Annotated in this window: 23 protein-coding genes; 7 read left to right on the top strand and 16 right to left on the bottom strand. The window is 69.3% G+C overall.

Annotation, left to right across the window (positions count from 1 at the left end; genetic code table 11):
- Positions 1-128: 128 nt before the first annotated feature.
- The gene (locus ABVN73_RS05420; RefSeq protein ID WP_353859254.1) at positions 129-1,439 is read left to right on the top strand and encodes a pentapeptide repeat-containing protein; all 1,311 of its coding nucleotides are present in this window, start codon (positions 129-131) and stop codon (positions 1,437-1,439) included.
- A 42-nt stretch (positions 1,440-1,481) separates the two neighbouring features.
- Here ABVN73_RS05420 and ABVN73_RS05415 read toward each other — a convergent pair whose 3' ends face one another.
- Positions 1,482-1,976 carry a MarR family winged helix-turn-helix transcriptional regulator gene (locus tag ABVN73_RS05415; protein WP_353859253.1) on the bottom strand — a complete coding sequence of 165 codons (495 nt, stop codon included), beginning with the start codon at positions 1,974-1,976 and terminating at the stop codon, positions 1,482-1,484.
- A 385-nt stretch (positions 1,977-2,361) separates the two neighbouring features.
- Here ABVN73_RS05415 and aguB point away from each other — a divergent pair, with 385 nt between their 5' ends.
- Complete coding sequence (gene aguB, locus ABVN73_RS05410) at positions 2,362-3,258, top strand: N-carbamoylputrescine amidase (protein ID WP_353859252.1); 897 nt, start codon at positions 2,362-2,364, stop codon at positions 3,256-3,258.
- Positions 3,259-3,283: 25 nt separating this feature from the next.
- Here aguB and ABVN73_RS05405 read toward each other — a convergent pair whose 3' ends face one another.
- Positions 3,284-3,928 carry a putative metalloprotease CJM1_0395 family protein gene (locus ABVN73_RS05405; RefSeq protein WP_353859251.1) on the bottom strand — a complete coding sequence of 215 codons (645 nt, stop codon included), beginning with the start codon at positions 3,926-3,928 and terminating at the stop codon, positions 3,284-3,286.
- Between the two features lie 205 nt (positions 3,929-4,133).
- Here ABVN73_RS05405 and ABVN73_RS05400 point away from each other — a divergent pair, with 205 nt between their 5' ends.
- From ABVN73_RS05400 to ABVN73_RS05390, 3 genes are all read left to right on the top strand, one after another.
- The gene (locus ABVN73_RS05400) at positions 4,134-7,139 is read left to right on the top strand and encodes an SLBB domain-containing protein (RefSeq protein WP_353859464.1); all 3,006 of its coding nucleotides are present in this window, start codon (positions 4,134-4,136) and stop codon (positions 7,137-7,139) included.
- Positions 7,136-7,957, top strand: a complete 822-nt coding sequence (locus tag ABVN73_RS05395; protein ID WP_353859250.1) for a glycosyltransferase — start codon at positions 7,136-7,138, stop codon at positions 7,955-7,957. The genes ABVN73_RS05400 and ABVN73_RS05395 overlap by 4 nt, the downstream gene beginning before the upstream one ends.
- Before the next feature lie 120 nt (positions 7,958-8,077).
- Complete coding sequence (locus tag ABVN73_RS05390; RefSeq protein ID WP_188262169.1) at positions 8,078-8,545, top strand: helix-turn-helix transcriptional regulator; 468 nt, start codon at positions 8,078-8,080, stop codon at positions 8,543-8,545.
- A gap of 25 nt (positions 8,546-8,570) precedes the next feature.
- On the opposite strand, the gene ABVN73_RS05385 is transcribed toward ABVN73_RS05390, so the two are convergent.
- The 5 genes from ABVN73_RS05385 to ABVN73_RS05365 form a co-directional block, all read right to left on the bottom strand.
- The gene (locus tag ABVN73_RS05385; protein WP_353859249.1) at positions 8,571-9,422 is read right to left on the bottom strand and encodes a glycosyltransferase family 2 protein; all 852 of its coding nucleotides are present in this window, start codon (positions 9,420-9,422) and stop codon (positions 8,571-8,573) included.
- Complete coding sequence (locus tag ABVN73_RS05380; RefSeq protein ID WP_353859248.1) at positions 9,419-10,390, bottom strand: hypothetical protein; 972 nt, start codon at positions 10,388-10,390, stop codon at positions 9,419-9,421. The genes ABVN73_RS05385 and ABVN73_RS05380 overlap by 4 nt, the downstream gene beginning before the upstream one ends.
- Complete coding sequence (locus ABVN73_RS05375; protein WP_353859247.1) at positions 10,383-11,630, bottom strand: glycosyltransferase family 4 protein; 1,248 nt, start codon at positions 11,628-11,630, stop codon at positions 10,383-10,385. The genes ABVN73_RS05380 and ABVN73_RS05375 overlap by 8 nt, the downstream gene beginning before the upstream one ends.
- A 49-nt stretch (positions 11,631-11,679) precedes the next feature.
- The gene (locus ABVN73_RS05370; RefSeq protein ID WP_353859246.1) at positions 11,680-12,882 is read right to left on the bottom strand and encodes a hypothetical protein; all 1,203 of its coding nucleotides are present in this window, start codon (positions 12,880-12,882) and stop codon (positions 11,680-11,682) included.
- A gap of 102 nt (positions 12,883-12,984) precedes the next feature.
- A complete protein-coding gene (locus ABVN73_RS05365; RefSeq protein WP_353859245.1) occupies positions 12,985-13,455 on the bottom strand; it encodes a hypothetical protein in 471 nt (156 codons plus the stop codon).
- A 308-nt stretch (positions 13,456-13,763) separates the two neighbouring features.
- Between ABVN73_RS05365 and ABVN73_RS05360 the strand changes: the two genes are divergently transcribed.
- Positions 13,764-14,114: a metalloregulator ArsR/SmtB family transcription factor gene (locus ABVN73_RS05360; protein WP_094306285.1), complete on the top strand. Its 351-nt coding sequence runs from the start codon at positions 13,764-13,766 to the stop codon at positions 14,112-14,114.
- Positions 14,115-14,294: 180 nt separating this feature from the next.
- The gene (gene hutG / locus ABVN73_RS05355) at positions 14,295-15,113 is read left to right on the top strand and encodes an N-formylglutamate deformylase (protein ID WP_353859244.1); all 819 of its coding nucleotides are present in this window, start codon (positions 14,295-14,297) and stop codon (positions 15,111-15,113) included.
- 15 nt (positions 15,114-15,128) lie between these two features.
- Here hutG and ABVN73_RS05350 read toward each other — a convergent pair whose 3' ends face one another.
- From ABVN73_RS05350 to ureC, 9 genes are all read right to left on the bottom strand, one after another.
- Positions 15,129-15,539: a bacteriohemerythrin gene (locus tag ABVN73_RS05350; RefSeq protein ID WP_353859243.1), complete on the bottom strand. Its 411-nt coding sequence runs from the start codon at positions 15,537-15,539 to the stop codon at positions 15,129-15,131.
- A 362-nt stretch (positions 15,540-15,901) separates the two neighbouring features.
- Positions 15,902-16,687, bottom strand: coding sequence for an enoyl-ACP reductase FabI (gene fabI, locus ABVN73_RS05345; RefSeq protein ID WP_353859242.1), 786 nt, complete (start codon positions 16,685-16,687; stop codon positions 15,902-15,904).
- Positions 16,688-16,989: 302 nt separating this feature from the next.
- Positions 16,990-17,403: a YgaP-like transmembrane domain gene (locus ABVN73_RS05340; protein WP_353859241.1), complete on the bottom strand. Its 414-nt coding sequence runs from the start codon at positions 17,401-17,403 to the stop codon at positions 16,990-16,992.
- A 49-nt stretch (positions 17,404-17,452) separates the two neighbouring features.
- The gene (locus ABVN73_RS05335) at positions 17,453-18,325 is read right to left on the bottom strand and encodes a PRC-barrel domain-containing protein (RefSeq protein WP_353859240.1); all 873 of its coding nucleotides are present in this window, start codon (positions 18,323-18,325) and stop codon (positions 17,453-17,455) included.
- A 99-nt stretch (positions 18,326-18,424) separates the two neighbouring features.
- Entirely contained in the window at positions 18,425-19,063 is a 639-nt protein-coding gene (ureG, locus tag ABVN73_RS05330; protein ID WP_353859239.1) for an urease accessory protein UreG, read from the bottom strand.
- A complete protein-coding gene (locus tag ABVN73_RS05325; protein WP_353859463.1) occupies positions 19,060-19,713 on the bottom strand; it encodes an urease accessory UreF family protein in 654 nt (217 codons plus the stop codon). The genes ureG and ABVN73_RS05325 overlap by 4 nt, the downstream gene beginning before the upstream one ends.
- Positions 19,714-19,855: 142 nt before the next feature.
- Entirely contained in the window at positions 19,856-20,449 is a 594-nt protein-coding gene (locus ABVN73_RS05320) for an urease accessory protein UreE (RefSeq protein WP_353859238.1), read from the bottom strand.
- Positions 20,446-21,294 (bottom strand): glutamate racemase, encoded by an 849-nt coding sequence (gene murI / locus ABVN73_RS05315; protein ID WP_353859237.1) that lies wholly within the window; start codon positions 21,292-21,294, stop codon positions 20,446-20,448. The genes ABVN73_RS05320 and murI overlap by 4 nt, the downstream gene beginning before the upstream one ends.
- Positions 21,295-21,312: 18 nt before the next feature.
- Entirely contained in the window at positions 21,313-23,022 is a 1,710-nt protein-coding gene (ureC, locus tag ABVN73_RS05310) for an urease subunit alpha (RefSeq protein ID WP_353859236.1), read from the bottom strand.
- Positions 23,023-23,036 lie beyond the last annotated feature (14 nt).

The following is a 23,036-nucleotide window of genomic DNA, read 5'->3' as shown; positions in this document are numbered from 1 at the left end:
GCATGGTGACCGGCAACGGAACGGCATGTTAACAATTAAAGCAGATTATCTCATGACACTGCCAAAGCGCTGGAGTAACCGCGCCCATCCCCCTCGCGCCGGGAACGGGCCGATTGTCGGACGGGGTCATGACGCCACATGAGTTGGTCGCCGTGCTGGAAAAGCACGAGCGTTGGCTGAAGAACCGGTCGGGCGGCACCCGCGCCAACCTGACCATGACCAACCTGGAGGGATCGAATCTCGCCGGGGTGGAGCTGACGCAGGGTAAACTGTCAGGGGCCAACATGGCCCATTGCGACCTCTCCAACGCGAATCTCAGCCACGCCGACCTGTTCGCCGCCCACCTGACCAAGGCCGACCTGACCGGCTGCAACTTCTACCGGGCCGATCTGCGCGGCGCCCACATGCGCGGCGCGAAGCTCAAACGCGCCATCCTGAAGGAGGCCGACCTGCGCGGCGGCGCGCTGCTCTACGGCGGAAGCGGGGCGAACGGCAGCAAGGGGCTCGACTTCGTGCGGTCCGACCTGTCTGGCAGCGACATGGACGACGCGATGATGTCGAACGCCAACCTGTCCGGCGCCGACCTGACCGACGTGTCGATGAACGGCGCGGATTGCGAAGGGGCGTTGATGGCCGGGGCCACGCTGATGCGCTCGACCATGAAGAACTGCAACCTTGCCCGCGCCGACCTGCGCGGCTGCAACCTGTCCGGAGTCAATCTCCAGGGCGCCGTCCTGCGCGATGCCAACCTGAACGGCGCGGTCCTGGCCGGCGCCAACCTGCGCAACGCCGACCTCCAGGGCGCGAAGATGGAGGGGACCGACCTTGCCGGGGCGGACACGACGGGCGCCAACATGGCGCGCTCCGCCGAGAATTTCTCGATCCAGATCCAGGAAGCCCTGCACAATCATTACACCTGGATCAACACCAACGGCGCCATGGGGTCGCGCGCCGACCTCAGCGGGGCGGACCTGTCGCACATCGACCTTCACGGCGTGAACCTGTCAGGAGCGAACCTGCGCGGAGTTCGGCTGGTCGGTGCCAAGATGCGCGACTCCCTGCTCATCATGTGCGACATCTCCGCCGCCGACCTGAGCGGCAGCGATTTCAGCGGCGCCATCCTCGACGGGGCGACGCTTCGCGGCACCAACCTGACCGGAGCCCGGTTCGACGGGGCGGGCATCGGCTGGGTGGACATCAAAGGTCCGGACGGCCGGCCGACCGGACGGCTGTGGGCGGCGAATCTGACGGGCAGCACCTTCACCGGAGCCTCCTGCATCCGCACCAACATGCGCGGCGCCAACCTCGCCGGTTGCGATTTTTCCAGCGCCGACCTCACCGGGGCCATTCTGAGCGACGCGAACATCCGCGACGCGCGATTCACCGGCGCCAACCTGACCGGGGCCAGCCTGCCGCCGCCCCCCGATCTCGACGATTGACCGGCGCGACCGATCCGGGACGACGGGCCATCGCCCTGTGCGTCATCCCAGATCATCATCCCCGCCGATGGGGGGCGGGCCGCCGAGGTTGGCGGACACGCGGCGCAACACGCTGACGGTCAGCGCCAGTTCGTCCGACGATATGCCCTGGGTGGCGCTCTCCTCGATCTCCTCGGCGCAGGGCAGGATCTCGGCGCGCAGCGCCTTGCCCTTCGGCGTCAGGTAGATGTTCACCTTGCGCCGGTCGTGAGGGTTGCGCACCCGTTGAACGAGATCGCACCGCTCCAGATTGTTCAGCGCGGTCACGGTGGTGGGCTCCATCATGCCGACCCGCTGGCTCAACTCGCGCTGGGTCAGCCCGTCCTCGTCCCAGAGGGCGCGAAGAAAATACCATTGCCCCATGCTGACGCCGTGGTCGACGATGCGAACCTGCAGCGCACGCGTGAGCGCGCGGTGCGCCTCCCGCACGGCCCGCGGCAGGGTCGCGCCGGACTGCGGAACTCCGGCGGCATCCTCGCGTTGCGGCTCGGCGAACATGGGTTCCTGTCTCTTGAAACGTCCGACCATGACGACGATCTCTCGGCAAACGTCCGACAGGCCGTGGTGCGGTGCAGCGGACGAAATCAACTTAGCCGATCATATCTTTTCTCGGAAAAATCGCAAAGCAATTGAATATTTAAATTTCTCATGCATGCAATAATATGCCGAGCAATCGGAGAGCGGTTCCTGACCAGTCCTTTTTGTAGTTATGCGAATGACTGTCGGGTTCTGCGCGCGCCCGACGGCGAAGGCTGGGGTTGGTCCAGCGCGGAAACCCGGACGAATCTGAAACGTTTGTGACAGGGCGGGGATTGGGTTGCGCACCCGGCCATCCGCCCACCAACACGGCACAGCACACGCCAGAACACAGGAGCACCAGCTTATGCGCCCCACCACCGGACGCACCGTCACCGTCGCGGCGACCCAGATGGCCTGCGGTTGGGACCGCGACGCCAATGTGAACGGCGTCGAGCGCCTCGTGCGCGACGCGGCGGCGCGCGGCGCGCAGATCATCCTGCCCCAGGAGCTGTTCGAGACGCCCTATTTCTGCAAGGACCAGAAGCAGGAGCTGTTCGCCCTCGCCCACCCGGTCGAGGATCACCCGGTGATCGCCCGGATGAGCGCGCTCGCCCGCGAACTCTCCGTGGTCATCCCGACCAGCGTCTTCGAGCGGGCGCGGAACGCCTATTACAATTCCCTGGCCATGATCGACGCGGACGGCACGGTGCTGGGCGTCTACCGCAAGTCCCACATCCCGGACGGCCCGGGCTATCAGGAAAAATACTATTTCAACCCCGGCGACACCGGCTTCCAGGTCTACAAGACGCGCTACGCCTCCATCGGCTGCGCGATCTGCTGGGACCAATGGTTCCCGGAATCGGCCCGCGCCATGGCGCTGAAGGGGGCGGAAATCCTCTTCTACCCCACCGCCATCGGGTCCGAGCCCCAGGACGGCTCGCTGGACAGCCAGGCCCACTGGACGCGGGTCATGCAGGGCCACGCCGGCGCCAACCTGATGCCGCTGGTCGCCTCCAACCGCGTCGGACGGGAAGAGGGCGAGACCTGCGGAATCACCTTCTACGGGTCGTCCTTCATCGCCGGGCCGACCGGGGAACTGGTCGCGCAGGCCGACCGTGACAGCGAGACGGTCCTGACCGCCAGCTTCGACCTCGACCGCATCGCCGCGCAGCGCGCGTCCTGGGGCATCTTCCGCGACCGCCGGCCGGAGCTGTACGGCCCGCTGCTGACCCTCGACGGCGAATCCCCCGTCCGCCGCTGACATCCCGAAACCGGACCGCCCGGCGTCAGACGATGATGCCGGCGGCGCCGGTCCGCCGGCCGATGCCGTACGCCGACTCGTACGCCGCCGCACCGCGCGCCGCCAGCGCCGGCGCGGCGGTCTCGCTGGACGGCGCATCCTTCCGCTCATCCGACGGGCCGCCGTCGCGCGGGCCCGGCCCCTTCCGCCGCAGTTCCTGCTCCGCCTGCATTTTCGCCGCGTCGGCCTGTTGGGCGACGCGAAGATCCTGGGCCGACGGGTCGGACGGCGCCAAGGCCGCCGCCTTGACCGTGTCCATCTTGCGAACGGTGGCTTCGGGGTCGCTCTCGCCACCGACATCCACCTGGACTTCGCCGGCGGTCGCGTAGTTCTTGCCGTCCGGGCCGCGGGTGAAGGTGAAGGAGGCGCCTCCCGCGTGGGGGCCGCCGGCCGTCTGATGCGCCGCCTCGTGCTGGCGGACGCTGGCGTCGATGCGCTTGAGTTCCTGAACCTGCCGTTGCTGATCGTCGGTCAGCGTGCCCGGCTGGCCGGCGGCGTTGCGACCGCTGCCGGTCCGGCCAGCGTCCTGAACGCCGTCCGCCACGCCATCCTGCCTGCGGTCGCGCAACGGCTGGCCGGGCCGCAGGAGCGGCACGCCATAGACCCCACTGGACGATACACCGGCAACCATGGGCCCGCGGCTCCTGCGCGCTCCACGCGATGCCCCCAGTCTACACGCCGCGAACCGGCGCGGCAACGCAGCTTGGCCGTTGCCTTTTCATGATTGTGCTCGCAATAGTATCAAAAGCGTCCAGACTGGACGCCCCATATGGTGCCGGAGATCGGCCTATCCACAATCCGCGTGTGACTCCTTGCGCAGATTCCTCGCCCTTTTGGTGCTGTTGACTGTGATCGCCTGGGGACTCGCCGCATCGGCTGCGGAACCGTCCCCCCCGGCCCTTCATCCGCGCCCGCCGGCCCCAGCGCAGGCCCCAGCGAAGCCCGCCCTCCTCCCGGCCTCCCTGTCGCCGCTCGAAGCCGCCTACAGCGAACGGGCCGGTTCGGTCCTCCTCCAGTTCGGCTACGACCAGTTCGGCGAGGAACCGCCGCGGCGGGACGGATCGGGCGGCGTGCAGGCCGACTACACGCTGGGTCCCGGCGACGAGCTTCTGGTGACGCTGCGCGGGCAGAAGTCGTCCAGCAAGCGTCACGTCATCGACGCGGCTGGGCTGCTCACCGCCGATGACGTCCGTCCCGTCGCGGCACAGGGCCTGACCCTGGCGGAGCTGCGTGCCCAGCTGTCCAACGCCGTGACCGCCGCCTTTCCCGACACCGAGGTTTATGTCTCGGTGACCGAGATCCGGCGGATCGGCGTGCAGGTGACCGGCGCCGTGACGCGTCCCGGCCCGCAGGAGGTGGGAGCCTTTGCGACGCTGATCGACGCGTTGAGCGCCGCAGGTGGCGTCACCCGCGCCGGGTCGCTGCGCCGCATCCGCCTCTTCCATGCCCAGGGCAACGGGGGAGGCCCGTCCAGCGGGCTGCCCGTCGACCTGTACGATCTGTTCATGACCGGGGACGGCGCGACCGCGGGCCTGCGCCTGCGTGACGGCGACCGCATCTTCGTGCCGCCGCTTGGCCCCACCGTGGCGCTGGCCGGCCCGCTGAAACGCCCCGGCGTCTATGAGCTTCCCCCCGGCCAGGACCGCCTGCCCGTCGCCATGGCGCGGGAGCTGGCCGGCGGCCTGCTGCGGCCCGGCGCCCATCGGGCGTTGCGCTACGCCATCGGCCCGAACGGTGAGGAGCGGGCCGAGGAACTGCCCGAGACCGACGCCCCCCCGTTGGGCGACGGCGACCTTCTGCTGCTGGCGCCGCGCCGTGAGGACCGGCGCGGCGACCTGCGTCTGGAAGGCCATGTCCTGCGCCCCGGTCCGCGGGCGCTGGCGCGGACCCCGACCATCGCCGCCCTGGTCTCGTCAACGGATCTGGGGCCGGCCCCCTATCTTCCCTTCGCGGTGCTCGCCTCGACCAGTCCGGGGAGCGGCGCGCGTGTCCTCCAGCCGGTCGACCTGTCGGGCGTGCTCAACGGCCGCGACCGCCGTCCCCTGGCCGAGAACGACGTCCTCTACGTGCTGGGCGCGGAAGAGGTGGATTTCCTCACCGCCGAACCGGTGCTGGCGCTGCTGCGCGGTGCGCGCGAGCCGGCCCCCGACGCCTGCCGCGGTCTGGTCGTGCTGGCCCGCGCGCTGACGGCGCAGCCGGACGGTCCCCTCGCCAGCGGTCCCCAGGCGCGGGCGGCGGCGCGGCTGACCGGCGGGCGCACGCCCTGTCCGCCCCTGTTCGACGCCATTCCCGACCTGCTCGTCTTCGCGCTGGAGCACTCCACGCTCCTGATGGGTGGGGTGCCCAGGCCCGGCTTCTATCCCTCCGCCGGGCGGAGGAGCGCCGCGGAGCTGGCGCTTGCCGCAGGCGGCCCGGAATCCGGTCCTTACGACACGCCCTCCGCCGGGCTCGGATCGTCACGCCGCGCGGCGGCACCCGGCTCCATCCTGGAGCCGGACGAGCCCGTCTACGAGTTGACCGGCCACACCCGCCGCCCCGGCGTCCGCCCCCTGGCGGGGGGAGCCACGCTGCGCGACGCCTTGAGCGGCGGCGATGCGCCGATGCGGGACGTCTATCCCCTTCTGGGAGTCATCGAGCGCTTCGACCGCCGCACCCTCGCCCGCCGCCTGCTTCCCTTCTCGCCGCAGGAGGTGGCTTCCGGTCAGGCGAACCGCGCGCTCGCCGATGGCGATCGGGTGCGCCTGCTTTCCTCCGCCGAGGTCCGGGCGCTGGCCAATGCCACGGACGGCGACGGCCGGACCGACGGGGCGCCAACCCTGCCCGAGCCGGCCCTCCCCGGCGACGTCGCGGCGCTGGTGCGGGAGCGCGGGGTGCAGGTGGGCGGCGCCGTGCGCCTGCCCGGCACCTACCCCGTGGCGGAGACGGCGACCGTCGAGGCGCTCTTGGCGACCGCCGGCGGCCCCGCCGCGACCGCCGACCTCGCCAGCCTGGAGATCACCGCCGCCACCGGCCAGCGCCGCCGCCTGGACCTCCGCGACGGGGCGTCCGCCCGGACGGCGCTGCATCCGGGCGACAGCCTGCGCGTCAATCCGATGCCGCAGGCGTTGGAGGCGCGGGCGGTCGCCATCTCCGGCGCGGTGCGCCGCCCCGGCCGTTACGACGTGGCGCGCGGCGAGACGCTGTCCTCGCTGATCGACCGGGCCGGCGGCCTGACGGAGGAGGCCTATCCCGCCGGCACCAGCTTCCTGCGCGACAGCGAACGCAAGCGCGAGCGCGCCTGGTTCGACCAGCAGGCCCGCGACTTGGAGCGCTGGATGGTGCAGGAGGTCGAGAAGGGCGAGGCCGCGCGCTCCGATGTGGTCGGGCTGGCCCGGCAGCTCGCCACCCAGCTGCGCGGCGTCGAACCGCTGGGCCGCATCGTCGTCGAGGCGGACCCCCAGGTGCTGCGCCAGCGGCCGGAACTGGATGTGCTGCTGGAGCCGGACGACCGCATCCTGGTCCCGAAACGCCCGCTGACCGTCACCGTGACCGGCGAGGTCCTGCACCCGACCGCCGCCCAGTTCGTCAGCGGGAAGACCGCCGAGGCCTATCTGCGCGACGCGGGCGGAGCGAGCCGCAACGCCGACGACGGCCGCATCTTCCTGGTGTTGCCGGACGGGCGGGCGCAGCCGCTGTCCCTCTCCTCCTGGAACCACACGGTGACGGCGATCCCGCCCGGCTCGTCCATCGTGGTGCCACGCGACCCGAAGCCGTTCGACCTCATGGAATTCTCCAAGAACATGGGAACGATCCTCGGCCAGCTCGCCATCTCGGCGGCGGCCATCGCGGTGATCTCCGAATGACCGGCGCGGCGCGACCGGTCCGGCTGGCCGTGGTCACCGTGGTCCGCGACGACCTGCCCGGCCTGCTCGCCACCCGCGCTAGCCTGCGCGCCCAGACCACGGCGGCCTTCGAGTGGTTCGTGGCGGACGGAGGCTCTAGCGACGGGACGGCCCGCTGGCTGGCCGATCATCAGGACGAGGCGGCCTGGTGGCGCTCCGCGCCCGACCGCGGCCTGTACGACGCCATGAACATCGCGCTGGACGCCATCGCCGAACGGTCGCCGCGCTCCTGCAGCCACGTCCTGTTCCTCAACGCCGGCGATCGGCTGGCCGACGAGCGGACCCTGGAGCGGCTTCTTCCCATCCTGGCCGAGCATCCGGACGCCGGCCTGTTCTACGGGGACGCCTTGGAAGAGCTGCCCGGCGGGCGCCTCGCGGTGAAGCGGGCACGGTCGCACCGCCGCGCCCTGCTGGGCATGTTCACTCACCATCAGGCCATGGTCTACCGCCTGGCCGAGTCGCCCGGCGGCCGGTTCGATCTGCGCCACGGGCTTGCCGCCGATTATGCGTTCACGCTGACCGTCCTCAAGCAGGGCCTTCCAGCGCAGCGCTTGCCACTTTCGGTATGCATTTTCGCCGGCGGCGGACGGGCCCAGCAGGACCCGGCGCGCGGCCGGCGGGAGCAGGCGATCATCCGTCGCGAGCTGCTTGGGCTCGGCCGCACAGCCAACGCAACATTATGGGGATTACAATGGCTTGCTCTTACCTTGCGCCAGACAATACCATGGCTTTATGCGAAATATCGTTTCTCATCAAATGAACGATCGTTGCTTTCATAAGCTTTGGCGTCTGTTTTACGCATCTAGCTATTGATGCGCACGAAAAGTTGCATAGAATTTACTTTCTGAACTAACCAATTTCCCTGGTGGCGCGATCCACCTCCATACTGAGGGTCTATTATGAGTGCCACAAAGTCCAAGCTGTCACCGGCCCACACCCTGTCACGCCGCGGCGAGGGACCAAACCCGATCGACATCCATGTCGGCGCAAGGCTGCGTCTGCGCCGGACCCTGCTCGGTCTCAGCCAGGAGAAGCTGGGCGAGGCGGTGGGGATCACCTTCCAGCAGCTTCAGAAGTACGAGCGCGGCTCCAACCGCATCAGCGCCAGCCGCCTGTTCAACCTGTCGCAGGTCTTGGGAGTCCCGGTCAGCTACTTCTTCGAAGACATGCCGTCGCCGGAGCACATCGCCACCCCGTCGCCCGACGTTCCGCCGTCGGAAACGGAAGAGTTCGAGTCGATGGCCCGTCGCGAAACGCTGGAACTGGTGCGGGCCTATTACCGCATCGAGGACCCCTCGGTGCGCAAGCGGACCTTCGACCTGCTGAAGGCGCTCGGCGGCGAGCGCGCCCTGGACGAAGCGGTGTAAGGCACGGCACCGCCTGTCCGCCCCCTCAGACATCGGTGGACGCGGGCGTTACGGCCCGCCGTCTCGCGTCCGCGATCTTCACGCCGACCTGCCAGTAGTAAAAGGCCCGCGCCAGGGCGTGTTGGAAGCCGGGACCGCCGTCCAGAAAGCCCAGCCGCACCACATAGCCATACAGAAAGACCAGAAGCGGACGGGCCGGCAGCCGGTTGAAGGCGCTTTTCAACCACCGCCGCGCCCCGGATTCCTGTGCGATCAGCCCCTCGATCCGTCCATCGGAACGCAACGCCGCTTCCCAGTCCGCGTAGCGGGCGTGCCGTTCGAACCAGGCGGCGACCGGCTTGTCGTCGGCGTGGTCCAGGCTGTGGCGCAGCCGCCCGACGCTGCCCGCGATCACCGGCTGGTAATGGCCTTCCACCTCCCACATGGTGGCGACGTCCAGATCGGGCACATGCGGGAAGCGCGCCCGTCGCCGGTCGAACAGGGCGAGTTTCCGATTGCCCGCGCCGAAGCGCAGCCGATGGCCGAGAAACACCGGACGGCCGTCGATGAAGTAGCCGGCGTGCCGCGGACCCGCCGCCATCAGCGCGGCGATCTCCTCCACCAGGGCGCCGCCGAGCCGCTCGTCCGCGTCGACGAACAGAACCCAGTCCTGGCGGAACGGCAGCCGGTCCAGACACCATTGCTTCTTCTTCGGGTGCCGGCCATCCCACTGGAAAGGCACCACCCGCGCGCCCGCCGCCGCCGCGATGTCCGGCGTTCCGTCGGTGCTGCCGCTGTCCACCACGAAACGCTCGGCGAACCGCTCCAGCGCGGGCAGGCAGTGGGGGAGATTGACCGCCTCGTTGCGGGTCATCACCACCACCGACACGGGGATCACGATGCCGCCTCCCCCGCCGCCCGCCACAGGCGCCGCAGGCTGACGACGATCGTTCCGGCCACCAGACCGGCCAACGCCGCCAGCGGAACGACCGTCAAGGGATTCGGCCAGTCGGGGCGCTGCGCCGTGGCGGGCGGTTCGATGGCGTCCGCCGCCAGCGGCAGGTCGACTTCGATCATCATGGCGATCCGCTCCTGCTCCGACAGCAGGTCGGCAAGCGCGCGGCGGTGCTCGGCCACGGTGATTCCGGCCAGACGGGCGCGGGCATGGGCGATCTGAGCGGCGCTGCGCCGCGACGCCTCCGCCCGCAGATGGGCGTCGGTCGCCTGGGCGGCGGCGGACAGAATCCGCAGCGCCATGGCGCGATCGGCGTGGCGCAGCCGGAGCCGCCGCATCGGCCCGCTGCCCACCATATCGACGGTCAGCCGGTCGCGAAGCGCGCTCGCCACCCGCTCGGCATCGGGCTCCACCCAGTCCGTCCGGCCGACGAGCGCCAGAAACAGCCGCTTGGCGGACGCCACGGGGCCGGGCGCCGGGCGCCAGCCCCCCGCCTCCTCGTCCCAGCGGTCGGGAAACAGGCCACGCAGCAGCATTGGATCGGCCATCATCCGTTCCGCCACTGGGATCGAGGTGAAAAGCTGCAGGTAGCGCGCGAAGTCCGAGAGGATCTCGTCCCCCGGACCGGGCTCCGACGCGGCGGCGGCGGCTTCCCGGCCGATCAGAACGGGCAGCCGCGCTCCCATGGCCGCCGCACCGACGCGGGCGGTCGGGCCGATCACCATCACCGCGGTGTATTGCGGAACCACCAGCCGCAAGGCGGTGACGGAGGCCACCACCCCCAGCGCCGTGCCGATGAGCAGGATCGGCCAGCCCTCCCGCATCGTCCGCAGGAACCGGCGCAGTTGCCGGGCCGATTCCACCGCTTCGACCTCCGGCGGGGAACGGCGCAATGGCACGCCGTCAGGCATGGGGCAAGCTCCGCCCCGGCAGAGCGGAGACGTCAAGCGGCTTTCTCTGACGCAGACCGTCCGCCAGCGCTGCGAAGCGCCGCGCCGCCGCTGCGGCGTCCCAGGCCGCCGCGACGGACAGCGCCCGCGCCCCTTGGGCCGCGCACAGGGCCGGATCACCGGCGTAGCGACGGATCGCGGCGGCCAGACCCGCCGGGTCATCAGGCGCCAGCCTCTGCCCGCAGCCGTCCAGCATGGCGGCCGCGTCGCTGCCCTCCGGCCCCAGGAACAGGCAGGGCCGCCCAGCCGCCAGCGCGCCGGCCACCTTGCTGGGCACCAGCATCCCCTCGGCCCGCGGGTCCATCGTCGCCAAATGCAGATCCGCCGCGGACAGGCTTTCGGCCAGCCGATCCGGCGGTTGGAGCGGCAGCAGCCGGATGTTCGTCAGCCCACGCCGCTCTACGGCCTCGGCGACGCCCGCCCGGCGGCGCCCGTCGCCGATCAGCAGAATCGCGATGGCAGGGTCGCTGCGCGCCAGCATCGCCGCCGCGTCCAGGACGGCGTCCATGGGATGGGCAAGCCCCATGTTTCCCGAATAGGCCACGGTGAAGCGTCCGCCCAGCCCATGCTCCCTCCGGAACGGATTCTCCGCCCGCGGCACCGGCCGGATGCCCGGATCGGGCCAGTTGGGCAGAATGGTGATCCGTTCAGCCGGCACCCCCGCCGCCGCCAAACGCCCGGCCATGCAGCGCCCAATGGCCACCACCGCGTCCTGTCGGCGAAGCGCCCGAGTGCTCGCCCGTTCGATTACCCGCATCAACGCCTCCGGCAAGCGGACGCCGAGCACCGGCAGCAGCGCCGGAAACACATCCTGGCTCCAGTGGATCGACGCCGCACCATGGCGCGCGGCGATCACTGGAGCGGCGCAGACCAGCAGCGGCGGGTCGGTCATCGTCACCACGACGTCATGCCGCGGCAGGCGCAGCGCCCGCTGGCTCAACCTCAGCGCGGCCGCCAGATAGCCGCGGGCGGTCAGCCGCACATCCGTGGAAGCGCCTTCCGCTGCGGAGGGGTGCCCCCAGCCGGCGCGGCAAACGGTGACACCGGGCGGCGCGGCGCTGGGGCCGGAGCCGTCCGCGACCACCGTCACCCGCCAGCCTATCCCCGCCATCCGTTCCGCCACGTCGCGCAGACAACGTCCGGTCGCCCCCTTGTCAGGAGGAAACACGCGGTTGACGAATAGGACGGACGGTGAATCCACGAAAGAACGATCGCTTCATTGATGGAGCACGCGTAAGTATGCATTTCCGTCAGCGCACGGGCAACCGCTTCCCGCGTTCCGCCGCCAGCGCCGCCAGCGTGAGGAGAAGGCCGGTGTCGAGATATTTGAAGCTGGTGTGCAGGCCCAGCGCCATCAGCAGCGGCGCCAGCACCGCCCAGCCGAGCGCGGGATCGGAGCGGAGAAGATCCAGCGCGCGCGGCGCCAGACCGCCCAGATAGACGATCAGGGCGCCCATGCCGAGCACTCCGGTCTTGGCGAGGGCATAGGTCGCTAGCGTGTGGGTGTAGGACACGCGCCAACCGCCCACCGCCGGATTGGCGAGGAGCGCCCCCCACCCCTGCCCGAAGAGAAAGGCGGCCGGAGAGGACAGAGCCTGCCCGAGCGCGGCCTCGGCCTCCTCCCACCGGGTGTTCGCCCCGGCCAGCCGGGTTTTCTCCGCCACCTGGCCCAGGGCGCCGAGAAACGCGTCGTGAAAGAGCGCCGCCAGCAGCAGCGCCGCCATGCCCGCCCCCACCCCGGCCAGCGGCGCCCGGCGCAGCCACCACAGCCCGAGGGCCGTGAAGGCGAGGACGGCGAGCCCGAGCGCCATCCGGTGCACCGCACCGGCCAGCGCCGCCAGACACAACAGGCCGCCCAGAACCGCGACGGCGCCGGCGGCACGGCGCAGCCACCCGCCCTGCACCAGCATTCCCACCCCAAAGGCCGGCAACGCGATGGCCGCGAACAGCACCGAGGGCGCGTTCAGCAGGTAGACGCCGCCATCCGCCATCGCCCGGACGCCGACGGCGCCAAAGCCCCACCCCGTCTGCTTCCACCAGCGCAAGGCGAAACCGACGCCGGCCACCGCCAGACCGCCGGTCAGCAGCCTCACCGCCCGGTCGGGAGCGGCGCGCAGCATCGGCACCAGAAGCACCGGAATAAACAAGTAAAGAAGTGGCACCACATCGCGCACCATGTCGGCCGGCGCCCAGTCCAGCCATACGCCGCGCATCAGGGGGCACCACAGCAGCACCGCCAGCGCCAGCACCGCCGGCATCTCCCATGGCGGCAACCCGCGCTCCAGCAGCGCGTGGCCCGTCGCCACCGACAGGGGACGGAACAGCCCGACGGCCAGGACCAGCAGCGCGCCGATCATCGCTTCGGCGAAGCGGATCTCCGCCGGTGCCGGCGCGCTCAGCAGGCCATACAGCGCGAGCGCCAGGAACAGCCCGGCGGCACGCCACTGCGCCACTCCCCTTCCGGCCACGCGCTCCCCGCCATCGCTCCGACTCGAACAGGCGGCAGACTCTCACGACACAGCGGAAAAAGGAACAACCAACCCGCTGCGCAACGCTCAGGCGTAGCGCAGCTCGGCGCGGTCGAGACGGTAGAACAGACCTTCCAGGGGATTCAGCCGCAACGTGCCGGTCATCATCACCGGCCCCTGCGTCTCGCGCACCGGAATCTGACTGTGGACATAGAGCATGCTGGACGGGCCGGGCCGGTGGCAGGCCGGGCAGGAGACGGGGTTGGCGGCGAGGATGAAGCGGTTGTGGGCCGGGGCGTCGCCCAGCGGCACCATGAAGCCGCGCACCGTCACCAGTTTGCCGTCCAGCGCCTTGACCCGGGTGGGAAAGACCGGGTTTGCCGCCGGTCCCTCCATGCGGACCTGCACGAGGTCCCGCCAGAGGGCCGTGGTGTCGTCCAGCGGCAGATGGAACGGCCCGGCGGGATGCGTGGGTTCGCTGGCGCTGGTGGCCCAGATCGCCCAGCCGGCCAGCGGGGCCAGCGCGAGCGGCAGCAGCACCTGTCGGCGCGACGTCATGGCGGTCCTCCCTCTCGACCCTGCCCGTTCCGGTCGTTCGTTCGACCGTTCATTCGATCGTTGAAGGCATCCTGTGCGGCCTTTGTCCCGGACCGTCGTGCTTGCGGCCGAATTGTTCCCGAGCCTTCGCCCAAGGTCAACAGGCGAGCGGCAGGCCATACGGAAGAGGGCGCCGCCCAGCGACTTCGATGACCGTTTCGCCGACCTATGGGATTGACGCGGCTTCCGGCCTATACTTTGTAAAGGGCGGCAATCACCGATAAAACGCCGCAACCGATAAAAACCTTACAAGCGGGAACCAACGCGGCATGCAAAAAGGGGCAGCACCGAAGGACAAGCCGGCGCATCTCCGCCTGTCCGAAGACCAGACCACCGAACTGGCCGACATGTTCCGCCTGATGAGCGACCCCAGCCGGTTGCGCATCATCCTGGCCTGCCTGGACACCTCGACCTCGGTCGGCGACATGGCGGCGGCGCTGGGCCTGTCGCCGTCGCTGGTCAGCCACCACCTCCGCCTGCTGCGGGCGGGGCGGCTGATCCAGGCGGAACGGCGCGGCAACCGCGTGTTCTACCTGATCACCGACGAGCACATCCGGCGCGTCCTGTCGGACATGGTCGACCATGTGGCGGAGGAAAGCGAAGGCGATCTGGAAGCCTGAGGCGGCAACGGTTGCGGAGGTTTCGGCCGCCACAACTCTTCGAAGCCTTTATAACAAATACGCAATAGGATTTGACCGCCATGCCGGTTGCGCCGCATAGTTCCGTCCATGCTGCGGCGCATCAAACCGTTGTTGCACAAATGGCTTGAAGAAACAGGCCAGGAAACAAGGGGTGTTGGCATGGAGACGTTCCGCTTCCAGCCGGGGGAAACCCCCGTCCTGCTCAGCATCCCGCATGTCGGCACCGTGGTGCCGCCGGACATCGCGGCCACCATGACCGACGCCGCCCTGGCGGTTCCGGACACCGACTGGCATCTCGACCGCCTCTATCACTTCGCCCCGGCGCTGGGCGTCGGATTCCTGAAGCCCGTCCTGTCGCGCTACGTGGTCGACCTCAACCGCGATCCCGATAGCGCCCCTCCCGGGACCGGCGGCACCGAACTCTGCCCCCTCTCCACCTTCGATCACCAGCCGGTCTATCGGCCGGGGATGGAACCGGATGCGGCGGAGGTGGAGCGGCGGGTCGGCGCCTACTGGCGCCCCTATCACGAGCAGCTCAACGGCGAGCTTCAGGCGTTGAAGGAACGCTTCGGCGTGGCGGTGCTGTTCGACGCCCATTCCATCCGGTCGCGCGTGCCGCGCTTCTTCGACGGGCAGATCCAGGATTTCAGCCTGGGCACGGCGGAAGGAACCAGCGCCTCGCCGGCGCTGGTCGGCCGGGTGATGAACGTGCTCACCGCCACCGGGCGTTTCTCCTCCGTGCAGAACGGGCGCTTCAAGGGCGGCTTCATCACCCGCCGCTACGGCAACCCCGCCGACAACATCCACTCCATCCAGCTCGAACTGTCGCAGATCACCTACATGGACGAGGAATCCCCCTTCGGCTTCCGCGAGGAGGCCGCGCGCCAAGTGCGCCCAACCCTGGAGCGGCTGCTCAGCCTCGTCGTCGAATGGGCGTGGGAGAACGCCGCAGGACGGCGGCGCAGCGCCTTCCTGTAACCGCAGCTTTCGCCCTCAGACCCAGACGCCCCGCACATAGGGCGTCAGCTGCGTGTCCTGCATGATGATGTGGTGGACCAGCCAGTTCGCGGTGAAGGTGTAGATCCGCTCGGCGTTCTGGTGGGTCGGTTCCCGCGTGAAGACAGCGGACAATTCGCTCAGCGTCCTCACCGCCTCGTGGTGCTGGCGCACATGCTCCTCGAACTTCGGGTAATGCACGGCCTGCATGATCTTTTCTTCGCGGGCGAAATGCTGCTGGGTGTACTCCAGCAGCTTCATGAGAATCTTGGCGACGCGCACGGGCATGAAGCCGCGCGCGTTCAGCGCGGCATCCAGTTCGTTCAGATACTCGATCAGGTGCTTGTGATCTTCATCGATGGACGGCTGGCCGACGCTGAGCTGCCGCCTCCACGTAATGACACCCATGAACCCTCCGCACCCTGTCTTCCGCGGCCACCGGGCAATTCAGCCGAAAGCCACCGCATTGAAGGGAAGCGCGCCGTGCCTGCGCAACTGAAGATGAAGGTGCGCAATCCGTCAAGAAACCGTAAATCCAAGACGCCGCGCCCCTTGTTGCCGCCGGTTCCGCAACCGGCGGCCTCCCGTCTGCATTATGGGGGCGTTTTCTACAAAACGAACGCATACGATGGTCACATGGCATTTTGCCGCACCAAGACAAAGACGCGAAAAGGCAGGGGAAACAGCGTGTTTCCGCCTGCCTTCACATCGACCTTATGAAGATGAGGCGACGATCGGCCGCCCCAACCTACCAGTCAAACAACGTCCGATCAGCCGACGATCGAGTAGCCGCAATCCACATAGGTCGTGCTGCCGGTGATGCCCTTGGCGCCGTCGGTCGCCAGGAAGGCGGTGGTGTAGCCGACCTCCTCGATGGTGACGAGGCGCTGCTCCGGCGCGCGTTCCGCGGCCTTCTCCATCAGCTCGTCGAAATGGGCGATGCCGGAGGCGGCGCGGGTCTTGATCGGACCAGGGGAGATGGCGTGCACGCGGATGCCCTTCGGGCCCAGTTCCGACGCCAGATAGCGCACGCTGGCCTCGAGGGCGGCCTTCACCGGGCCCATGACGCCGTAATTGTCGATCACGCGGTTGGCGCCGAAATAGGACATGGTGAACAGCGAACCGCCGTCCTTCATCAGCGGCTCGGCGTAGCGGGCCATGCGGATGAAGGAGTGGCAGGACACGTCCATCGCCATCTGGAAGCCCTCGCGCGAGCAATCGACGACGCGGCCGTGCAGATCGTCCCGCGGGGCGAAGGCGATGGAGTGCAGCGCGAAGTCCAGCTTGCCCCACTTCTGCTCGATCTTCTCGAAGATGGCCTTCAGCTCACCCTCGCCGGTGACGTCGACCGGCTCGAAGATCTCCGCTTCGAGCTGCTGGGCCAGCGGCTCGACGAAGCGCTTCGCCTTGTCGTTGAGATAGCTGACCGCGAGATCCGCGCCCAGAGCGCGGAAGGCGCGGGCGCAGCCCCACGCGATCGACTGATCGTTGGCGATGCCGAGCACGAGGCCCTTCTTGCCTTCAAGAGTGGCGGCGGCGGGGATGATCGTGGTCATAGGCTGGCTTTCCCGGATTGCAAGGTGGCCGGATTCAGAGTGCGCCAGATCGGATCACTCGAATTGTGCAACGCACCATAATGCAATCGAAGGTCATAGGCAACTTGTTAAAGTCGCAATATACCTGACATTATCGCTTTGTTTATCCGTAACACAGCCTTCACACAGCGAAGACGCGAAGTCCGAGCCGATAATCCATACCTCTTTCTTGCGTATTCATGAGAAAGACCGCAACAAAAACAAAGGCCCCACCTGTCGGAGGGGCCTTTTCATAGGTGCAGGCGCCATGGAGCCGGAGACGATCAGACGGCGCCGGGCGTGAAGGAGGGCGGATCGCTGGCCGGGAAGGATTCCATCGACGCCTCGTCCACTTTTTCCTTCTCGTCGGCGTCGTCGTAGATGTCGCCGGGATGGCGGGAGTAGCGGTGGACTCCGCGCTCCACGTCCCCGGTGGGGGTGCCCGCGCCGTCCTGGCCGCTCCAGTCCTCCATCATCGCCTTGGCCGGGCAATAGCCGGTCAGGCCACGAGCGACCAGGGCGCCGCCGGCCAGAGCCAGGGCCGCCCCGCCGACGGTCGGGCGCCGAAGCCCGAGCACGGCGAGAAGCCCGCCGCCCACCAGCGACACCAGGCGTTCGGTGTGCCCGACGTTGATCATGCGTTCGAGATCGTCCGGCAGGGCCGCGTTGCGGCTGCCCTTGCCCTGTTGGCTCGTCATCGCCATCGCTGCTCTCCTCGATCTTTTTCTAGCGTCACTGCTTCAGGGGTCACTGCTGCGGGGCGGGCGGCGATGAGACGCCCTGGCCCGGGGCCGGCGCGTTGCCGGTCGATCCGGACGAGCCCGGCTGCGCCGCCCCGTCGGGTTTGCGGGCCGTATCGGCCAGCGTGCGGGCCTGCGACAGCTCGCGGTTCAACCGGTCCACCTCCTGGGAGAGTCGCTGCACCTCCGATTGGAGCTGCGGCGAGCCCGCCGCACCGCCCTCAGGCATACCAACCGCGGCGAGGGCCGCACCGTCCCGCATCCAATAGGGCTGGACGCCGTAATAGGTGTGCAGCGCCACCGCCCATTGCCGGTCCGACATGTCCGGGCGGTTGGAGCGGGTGAACTGCGGCGCCGCGGTCAGCCGGTCCTTGGTCACGTTCAGGATGTAGCCGTCGCCGGCCTGTGCCGGCTGGATCAGCGCCCAGGGAACCGGGAAGTTGCGCTCGCCCAGACCGAGGAAGCCGCCGGCCTCGACAACGGCGTAGGCGACGCGCCCGGTGTTCGGATCGACCACCAGTTCGGAGATGGAGCCCATCTCCTCGCCGCTGGCATTGTGCAACTTGGCCTTCGACAGGTCGTCGGCGGCGACCACGCGTGGATGCTCGACCGAGCGCAGCAGGGCGTCGGCCTCGCCCAGGATGGTCTGGCAGGCGGGTTCGCCGCCGCGCTGCCCGGCGCGCTCGGCGGTCTGGCGCAGGGCGCGGAGCTGGCCGATCTCCTGCGGGCTGATGGACGCTGGGGTCTGGTTGCCGGCGGCCTCCAGCGCGCCGATGCGCTGGCCAAGCCGGTTCACCCCCTCCGGGCAGGTCTCGGCGAGCGCCGGCCAAGGCCCGAGCGCCCCCGCGATCATGGCGGCGCTGAGGAGCAAACGTTTCATCGTGGGGCCTCCGGCTTGGTTTCCGTGCGTGTGGTTCTCACGCGGGGAAAACAGCACGGCCAAGACGGAGGTTCCGCGAATGCTTCTTCCGCGAAGCGGTCAGCCCGGAAGCGGCAACCCACCCCGCTGAACGATGAAGGACTGGACGGCGTCCAGCCCCTGCCCCGTCTTGATGTTGGTGAAGACGAAAGGCCGGTCGCCGCGCATCTTCTTCGCGTCGCGATCCATCACCTCCAGGCTGGCGCCGACCAGCGGGGCGAGGTCGATCTTGTTGATGACCAGCAGGTCGGAGCGGGTGATGCCCGGCCCGCCCTTGCGCGGGATCTTGTCGCCCGCCGACACGTCGATGACGTAGATGGTCAGGTCGGCCAGCTCCGGCGAGAAGGTCGCCGCCAGATTGTCGCCGCCGGACTCCACGAAGATCAGGTCGAGGTTCGGGAACTTGCGGTTCATCTCGTCGACGGCGGCGAGGTTGATCGAGGCGTCCTCGCGGATCGCCGTGTGCGGGCAGCCGCCGGTCTCCACGCCCATGATCCGGTCCGGCGTCAGCGCACCGGAGCGGGTGAGGAACTCGGCGTCCTCCTTGGTGTAGATATCGTTGGTGATCGCCGCGACCTCCCAATCATCGCGCATGCGCTTGCACAGCGCGTCGGTCAGCGCCGTCTTGCCGGAGCCGACCGGCCCGCCGATGCCCACGCGCAGGGGGCCACCATGGCTCTTGGAAATCGGGGCGGTCATGAGCGGAACAACCTCGTGTATTGGGTTTCGTGGATCATGGAGGTCCAATCGACGGCCATGGCGCGGCTGCCCAGATCGTCGAGCGGGGCGGCCAGCGCGGCCTCCGCCGCAGAGTGCACCACGGAATCGAGCGCCGCCAGGGCCTTCTGCCCGTCGGTCTGGCCGAGAGGCACCAGCCGCACCCCGGCGGAGACGAGATTCGCGGCGAAGGCGTGCAGATAGGCCGACAGCGCCAGCCCCTCCGGCACGCCGATCGACGCGGCGGCCAGCGCCACGGCGACGGCGTAGGCGACCGGACGGCCGGTGTCGGCGATCACCCGGTCCCAGCGTTCCATCCCCTCCAGCGGCCAGGCGGCGCGCACGGCGATGAGGAAGGCCTGCCCCTGCGCCCGGCTTTCCAGAGCGGTTTCCGAAGAGGCGCGCATGGCGTCGGCGCGTTCGACCGCCCAGGCGAAGCCCGCCTCGTCACCGGCCAGAACGGCGCGGTGGGCGGCCACGAAGAGCATGCCGTCGGTCCGCCCGGCGCCGTGGCGCAGGATGCCGTCCATCCAGCGCGCCAGCGTGTCGCGGTCGCGGACGAGGCCCTGCTCCACCGCCGCCTCGATGCCGTGGCTGTAGGAGAAGCCGCCGACCGGGAAGGACGGCGACAGCCAAGCGAGGAGCTTGGTGAGGTGGGTGGCCGAGACGGTCCCCCATCCCGCCCCTCCCCCGCTATGCGGGAGAGGGTGCCTATCCTCGCCCAAGTCCCCTCCCTCGCGAAGCGGGGCAGGGTCAGGGAGGGGGCAAGCGCCCTCAGTCATGCGAATGACCGTGGGAATGGGAATGCCCATGAGAATGGGAGTGCCCATGAGAATGGGAGTGGCTGTGGCCGTGGGAATGCGAGTGACCGTGGTCGTGATCATGCCCATGATTATGGCCGTGCCCATGGCCATGACCCTGCCCCGAGTAGGCCCCGCCCTCCGGCGCGAAGGGCGCGTGGATGGCGGCGACGCTGGCCCCCAGCCCCTTCAGCATGTCCTCGATCACATGGTCGCGGCGCAGGCGGATCGTCTCGCCGACGATCTGCACCGGCAGGTGGCGGTTGCCGAGGTGCCAGGCGATGCGGGCGAAGCCCTCCGTCCCGCCGCCGCAGCGCACCTCCATCAGGTCCTCGTCGGCGGCGACCACGCGCAGATAGGCGCCATCGCCCAGTTCCAGCCCGTCGCCATGATCGAGCGCGACCGCGCGCGGCAGGTCCAGCAGGAAGTCGGCCCCCGCGTCGTCCGTCATCACCATGCGCCGCCGGTGGCGGTCGTCGAAGGCGAGGGTCACCGTGCCGGCCTCGCTCTCGGCGGGCCAATGACCGCGGGCGTGGACTCGGGTGGCGCGGCGGAGCGTGTCGGTCATGGAGAAAGCCGTTCGAAGGGTGTGGGCCGGCCGAAGAAACGTCCCGCGAGGGCGCCGACCGGTTCCGCCGCTCCCGTGGTGAAGAAACGAAGGGCCCCCGCCTCGCCCGCAACAGGGGCGTATTCGGGATGGCGCTCCAGGTAATTGTCCAGAGACCGGGCGACCAGACTGGGCTGGCACAGCACCTCCACCCCCGGCGGCAGCGCCTGCGCGAACAGATGCGCCACCAGCGGGTAATGGGTGCAGCCGAGCACCGCCGCGTCCAGCGGCCGGCCGCCGAGTTGCTCCAGCAGCGCCCGCACATAGCCGCGCACCGCCGGAGCCAGCTCCGCGTCCCCAGCCCCCCGCTCGATCAGCGGGACGAGGTCCGGACAGGCCTGCTGCACCACCCGGACGTCGGGCGCCCGTTTGCCGATCTCGCGCGGGAAGGAGCCCGACGCGACGGTGGCCGGGGTGGCGAAGACGCCGACGGTCCTCGGCTCCGGACGCCAGTCGGCGGCGGGGCCGTCCTGCATCCAGGGCACGCGGGTGATCGCCTCGACCATCGGGACAAGAACGCCCAGCACGTTGCGGCCGGGATGGGCCGTGGGCAGCCACGTCCGCTGCATCCGCCGCAGGGCGACCGCCGCCGCCGTGTTGCAGGCCAGGACGACCAGCCCGCAGCCCTGGGCGAACAGCCGCTCCACCCCCTGGACCGTCAGGCGGTAGATGTCCTCCTCGCTGCGCGGACCATAGGGAGCGGCGGCATGGTCGCCGAGATAGACGAAGGGACGCCCGGGAGCGGCGGCCACCAGCGCGCGCAGCACCGTCAGACCGCCATGCCCGGAATCGAAGACACCAATCACGAACCCGTCACCCCGCACTCAGAACAGGAAGTACCGCTGCGCCATGGGCAGCACGTCCGCCGGCTCGCAGGTCAGGAGCTGGCCGTCGGCGCGCACCTCGTAGGTTTCCGGATCGACCTCGATGTGGGGTGTGGAATCGTTGTGAATCATCTGCTTCTTGCCGATGGCCCGCACCCCCGTCACCGCGACCAGCTCGCGCCGCAGGCCGAGCGAGCGCAAAGCCTCGTTCTCCAGCGACAGCTTGCTGACGAAGGTCAGGGAGCTGGCCTGCAGCGAACGGCCATAGGCACCGAACATCGGGCGGTAATGCACCGGCTGCGGCGTCGGGATGGAGGCGTTGGGGTCGCCCATCAGCGCCGCCGCGATGGTCCCGGCCTTCAGCACCATGTCCGGCTTCACGCCGAAGAAGGCCGGCGACCACACCACCAGATCGGCCAGCTTGCCGACCTCGACCGAGCCGACGACATGGGCGATGCCGTGCGAGAGCGCCGGGTTGATCGTGTACTTGGCGACGTAGCGCTTGACGCGGAAATTGTCGTTCTCGCCCGTCTCCTCGGCCAGACGCCCGCGCTGAACCTTCATCTTGTGCGCGGTCTGCCAAGTGCGGATGATCACCTCGCCGACCCGGCCCATGGCCTGGCTGTCCGAACTCAGCATGGAGAAGACGCCGAGGTCGTGGAGGATGTCCTCCGCCGCGATGGTCTCGCGCCGGATGCGGCTTTCGGCGAAGGCCACGTCCTCGGGGATGCGGGGCGACAGGTGATGGCAGACCATGAGCATGTCGAGATGCTCGTCCACCGTGTTCACCGTGAAGGGCCGCGTCGGGTTGGTGGAACTGGGCAGCACGTTGGGCAGACCGGCCACCTTGATGATGTCCGGCGCGTGGCCGCCGCCCGCGCCTTCCGTGTGGAAGGCGTGGATGTTGCGGCCCTTGAAGGCGGCGATGGTGTTCTCCACGAATCCCGACTCGTTCAGCGTGTCGGTGTGGATCGCCACCTGGATGTCCGTCTCCTCGGCCACGGTCAGGCAGGTGTCGATGGCCGCCGGGGTGGTGCCCCAGTCCTCGTGCAGCTTCATGCCGCAGGCGCCCGCCGCGATCTGCTCCAGCAGCGCGTCGGGACGGCTGGCGTTGCCCTTGCCGAAAAAGCCGAGGTTGATCGGCAGCCCCTCCGCCGCCTGGAGCATCCGGGCCATGTGCCACGGCCCCGGCGTGCAGGTGGTGGCCGACGTGCCGGCCGCCGGGCCGGTGCCGCCGCCCAGCATGGTGGTGACGCCGCTATTCAGCGCCTCGTCCACCTGCTGCGGGCAGATGAAGTGGATGTGGGCGTCGATGCCGCCGGCGGTGACGATCTTGCCCTCGCCCGCGATGACCTCGGTCCCCGGCCCGACGACGATGGTCACGCCCGGCTGGACGTCCGGGTTGCCGGCCTTGCCGATGCCGGCGATTCGTCCGCCGACGATGCCGATGTCGGCCTTGACGATGCCCCAGTGGTCGATGATCAGCGCGTTCGTGATGACCGTGTCCACGGCGCCGCCCTGGCGCGAGGTCTGGGCCTGCCCCATGCCGTCGCGGATCACCTTGCCGCCGCCGAACTTGACCTCCTCGCCGTAGACGGTGTGGTCCTTCTCGACCTCCACGATCAGGTCGGTGTCGGCCAGCCGCACGCGGTCGCCCACGGTGGGGCCGTAGAGAGCCGCGTATTCGGCCCGGTCGATGCGATGCGCCATTGTCTGATGCCCTC

Origin of the sequence: Azospirillum formosense (assembly GCF_040500525.1) — a bacterium.
Classification (GTDB): domain Bacteria; phylum Pseudomonadota; class Alphaproteobacteria; order Azospirillales; family Azospirillaceae; genus Azospirillum; species Azospirillum formosense_A.
The sequence above is the reverse complement of the archived record's forward strand: the minus strand, read 5'-3'. Positions and strand labels throughout refer to the sequence as shown.

What these genes read in the sequence shown, in the direction of transcription:
- ABVN73_RS05420 (WP_353859254.1), top strand. Translation starts at nt 129, where the DNA reads ATGACGCCACATGAGTTGGTCGCCGTGCTGGAAAAGCACGAGCGTTGG.
- ABVN73_RS05405 (WP_353859251.1), bottom strand. Translation starts at nt 3,928, where the DNA reads ATGGTTGCCGGTGTATCGTCCAGTGGGGTCTATGGCGTGCCGCTCCTG.
- ABVN73_RS05350 (WP_353859243.1), bottom strand. Translation starts at nt 15,539, where the DNA reads ATGGGTGTCATTACGTGGAGGCGGCAGCTCAGCGTCGGCCAGCCGTCC.
- ABVN73_RS05320 (WP_353859238.1), bottom strand. Translation starts at nt 20,449, where the DNA reads ATGACCGACACGCTCCGCCGCGCCACCCGAGTCCACGCCCGCGGTCAT.
- ABVN73_RS05395 (WP_353859250.1), top strand. Translation starts at nt 7,136, where the DNA reads ATGACCGGCGCGGCGCGACCGGTCCGGCTGGCCGTGGTCACCGTGGTC.
- ABVN73_RS05360 (WP_094306285.1), top strand. Translation starts at nt 13,764, where the DNA reads ATGCAAAAAGGGGCAGCACCGAAGGACAAGCCGGCGCATCTCCGCCTG.
- ABVN73_RS05380 (WP_353859248.1), bottom strand. Translation starts at nt 10,390, where the DNA reads ATGCCTGACGGCGTGCCATTGCGCCGTTCCCCGCCGGAGGTCGAAGCG.
- ABVN73_RS05390 (WP_188262169.1), top strand. Translation starts at nt 8,078, where the DNA reads ATGAGTGCCACAAAGTCCAAGCTGTCACCGGCCCACACCCTGTCACGC.
- ABVN73_RS05415 (WP_353859253.1), bottom strand. Translation starts at nt 1,976, where the DNA reads ATGTTCGCCGAGCCGCAACGCGAGGATGCCGCCGGAGTTCCGCAGTCC.
- hutG (WP_353859244.1), top strand. Translation starts at nt 14,295, where the DNA reads ATGGAGACGTTCCGCTTCCAGCCGGGGGAAACCCCCGTCCTGCTCAGC.
- ureC (WP_353859236.1), bottom strand. Translation starts at nt 23,022, where the DNA reads ATGGCGCATCGCATCGACCGGGCCGAATACGCGGCTCTCTACGGCCCC.
- ABVN73_RS05335 (WP_353859240.1), bottom strand. Translation starts at nt 18,325, where the DNA reads ATGAAACGTTTGCTCCTCAGCGCCGCCATGATCGCGGGGGCGCTCGGG.
- fabI (WP_353859242.1), bottom strand. Translation starts at nt 16,687, where the DNA reads ATGACCACGATCATCCCCGCCGCCGCCACTCTTGAAGGCAAGAAGGGC.
- ureG (WP_353859239.1), bottom strand. Translation starts at nt 19,063, where the DNA reads ATGACCGCCCCGATTTCCAAGAGCCATGGTGGCCCCCTGCGCGTGGGC.
- ABVN73_RS05340 (WP_353859241.1), bottom strand. Translation starts at nt 17,403, where the DNA reads ATGACGAGCCAACAGGGCAAGGGCAGCCGCAACGCGGCCCTGCCGGAC.
- ABVN73_RS05365 (WP_353859245.1), bottom strand. Translation starts at nt 13,455, where the DNA reads ATGACGTCGCGCCGACAGGTGCTGCTGCCGCTCGCGCTGGCCCCGCTG.
- aguB (WP_353859252.1), top strand. Translation starts at nt 2,362, where the DNA reads ATGCGCCCCACCACCGGACGCACCGTCACCGTCGCGGCGACCCAGATG.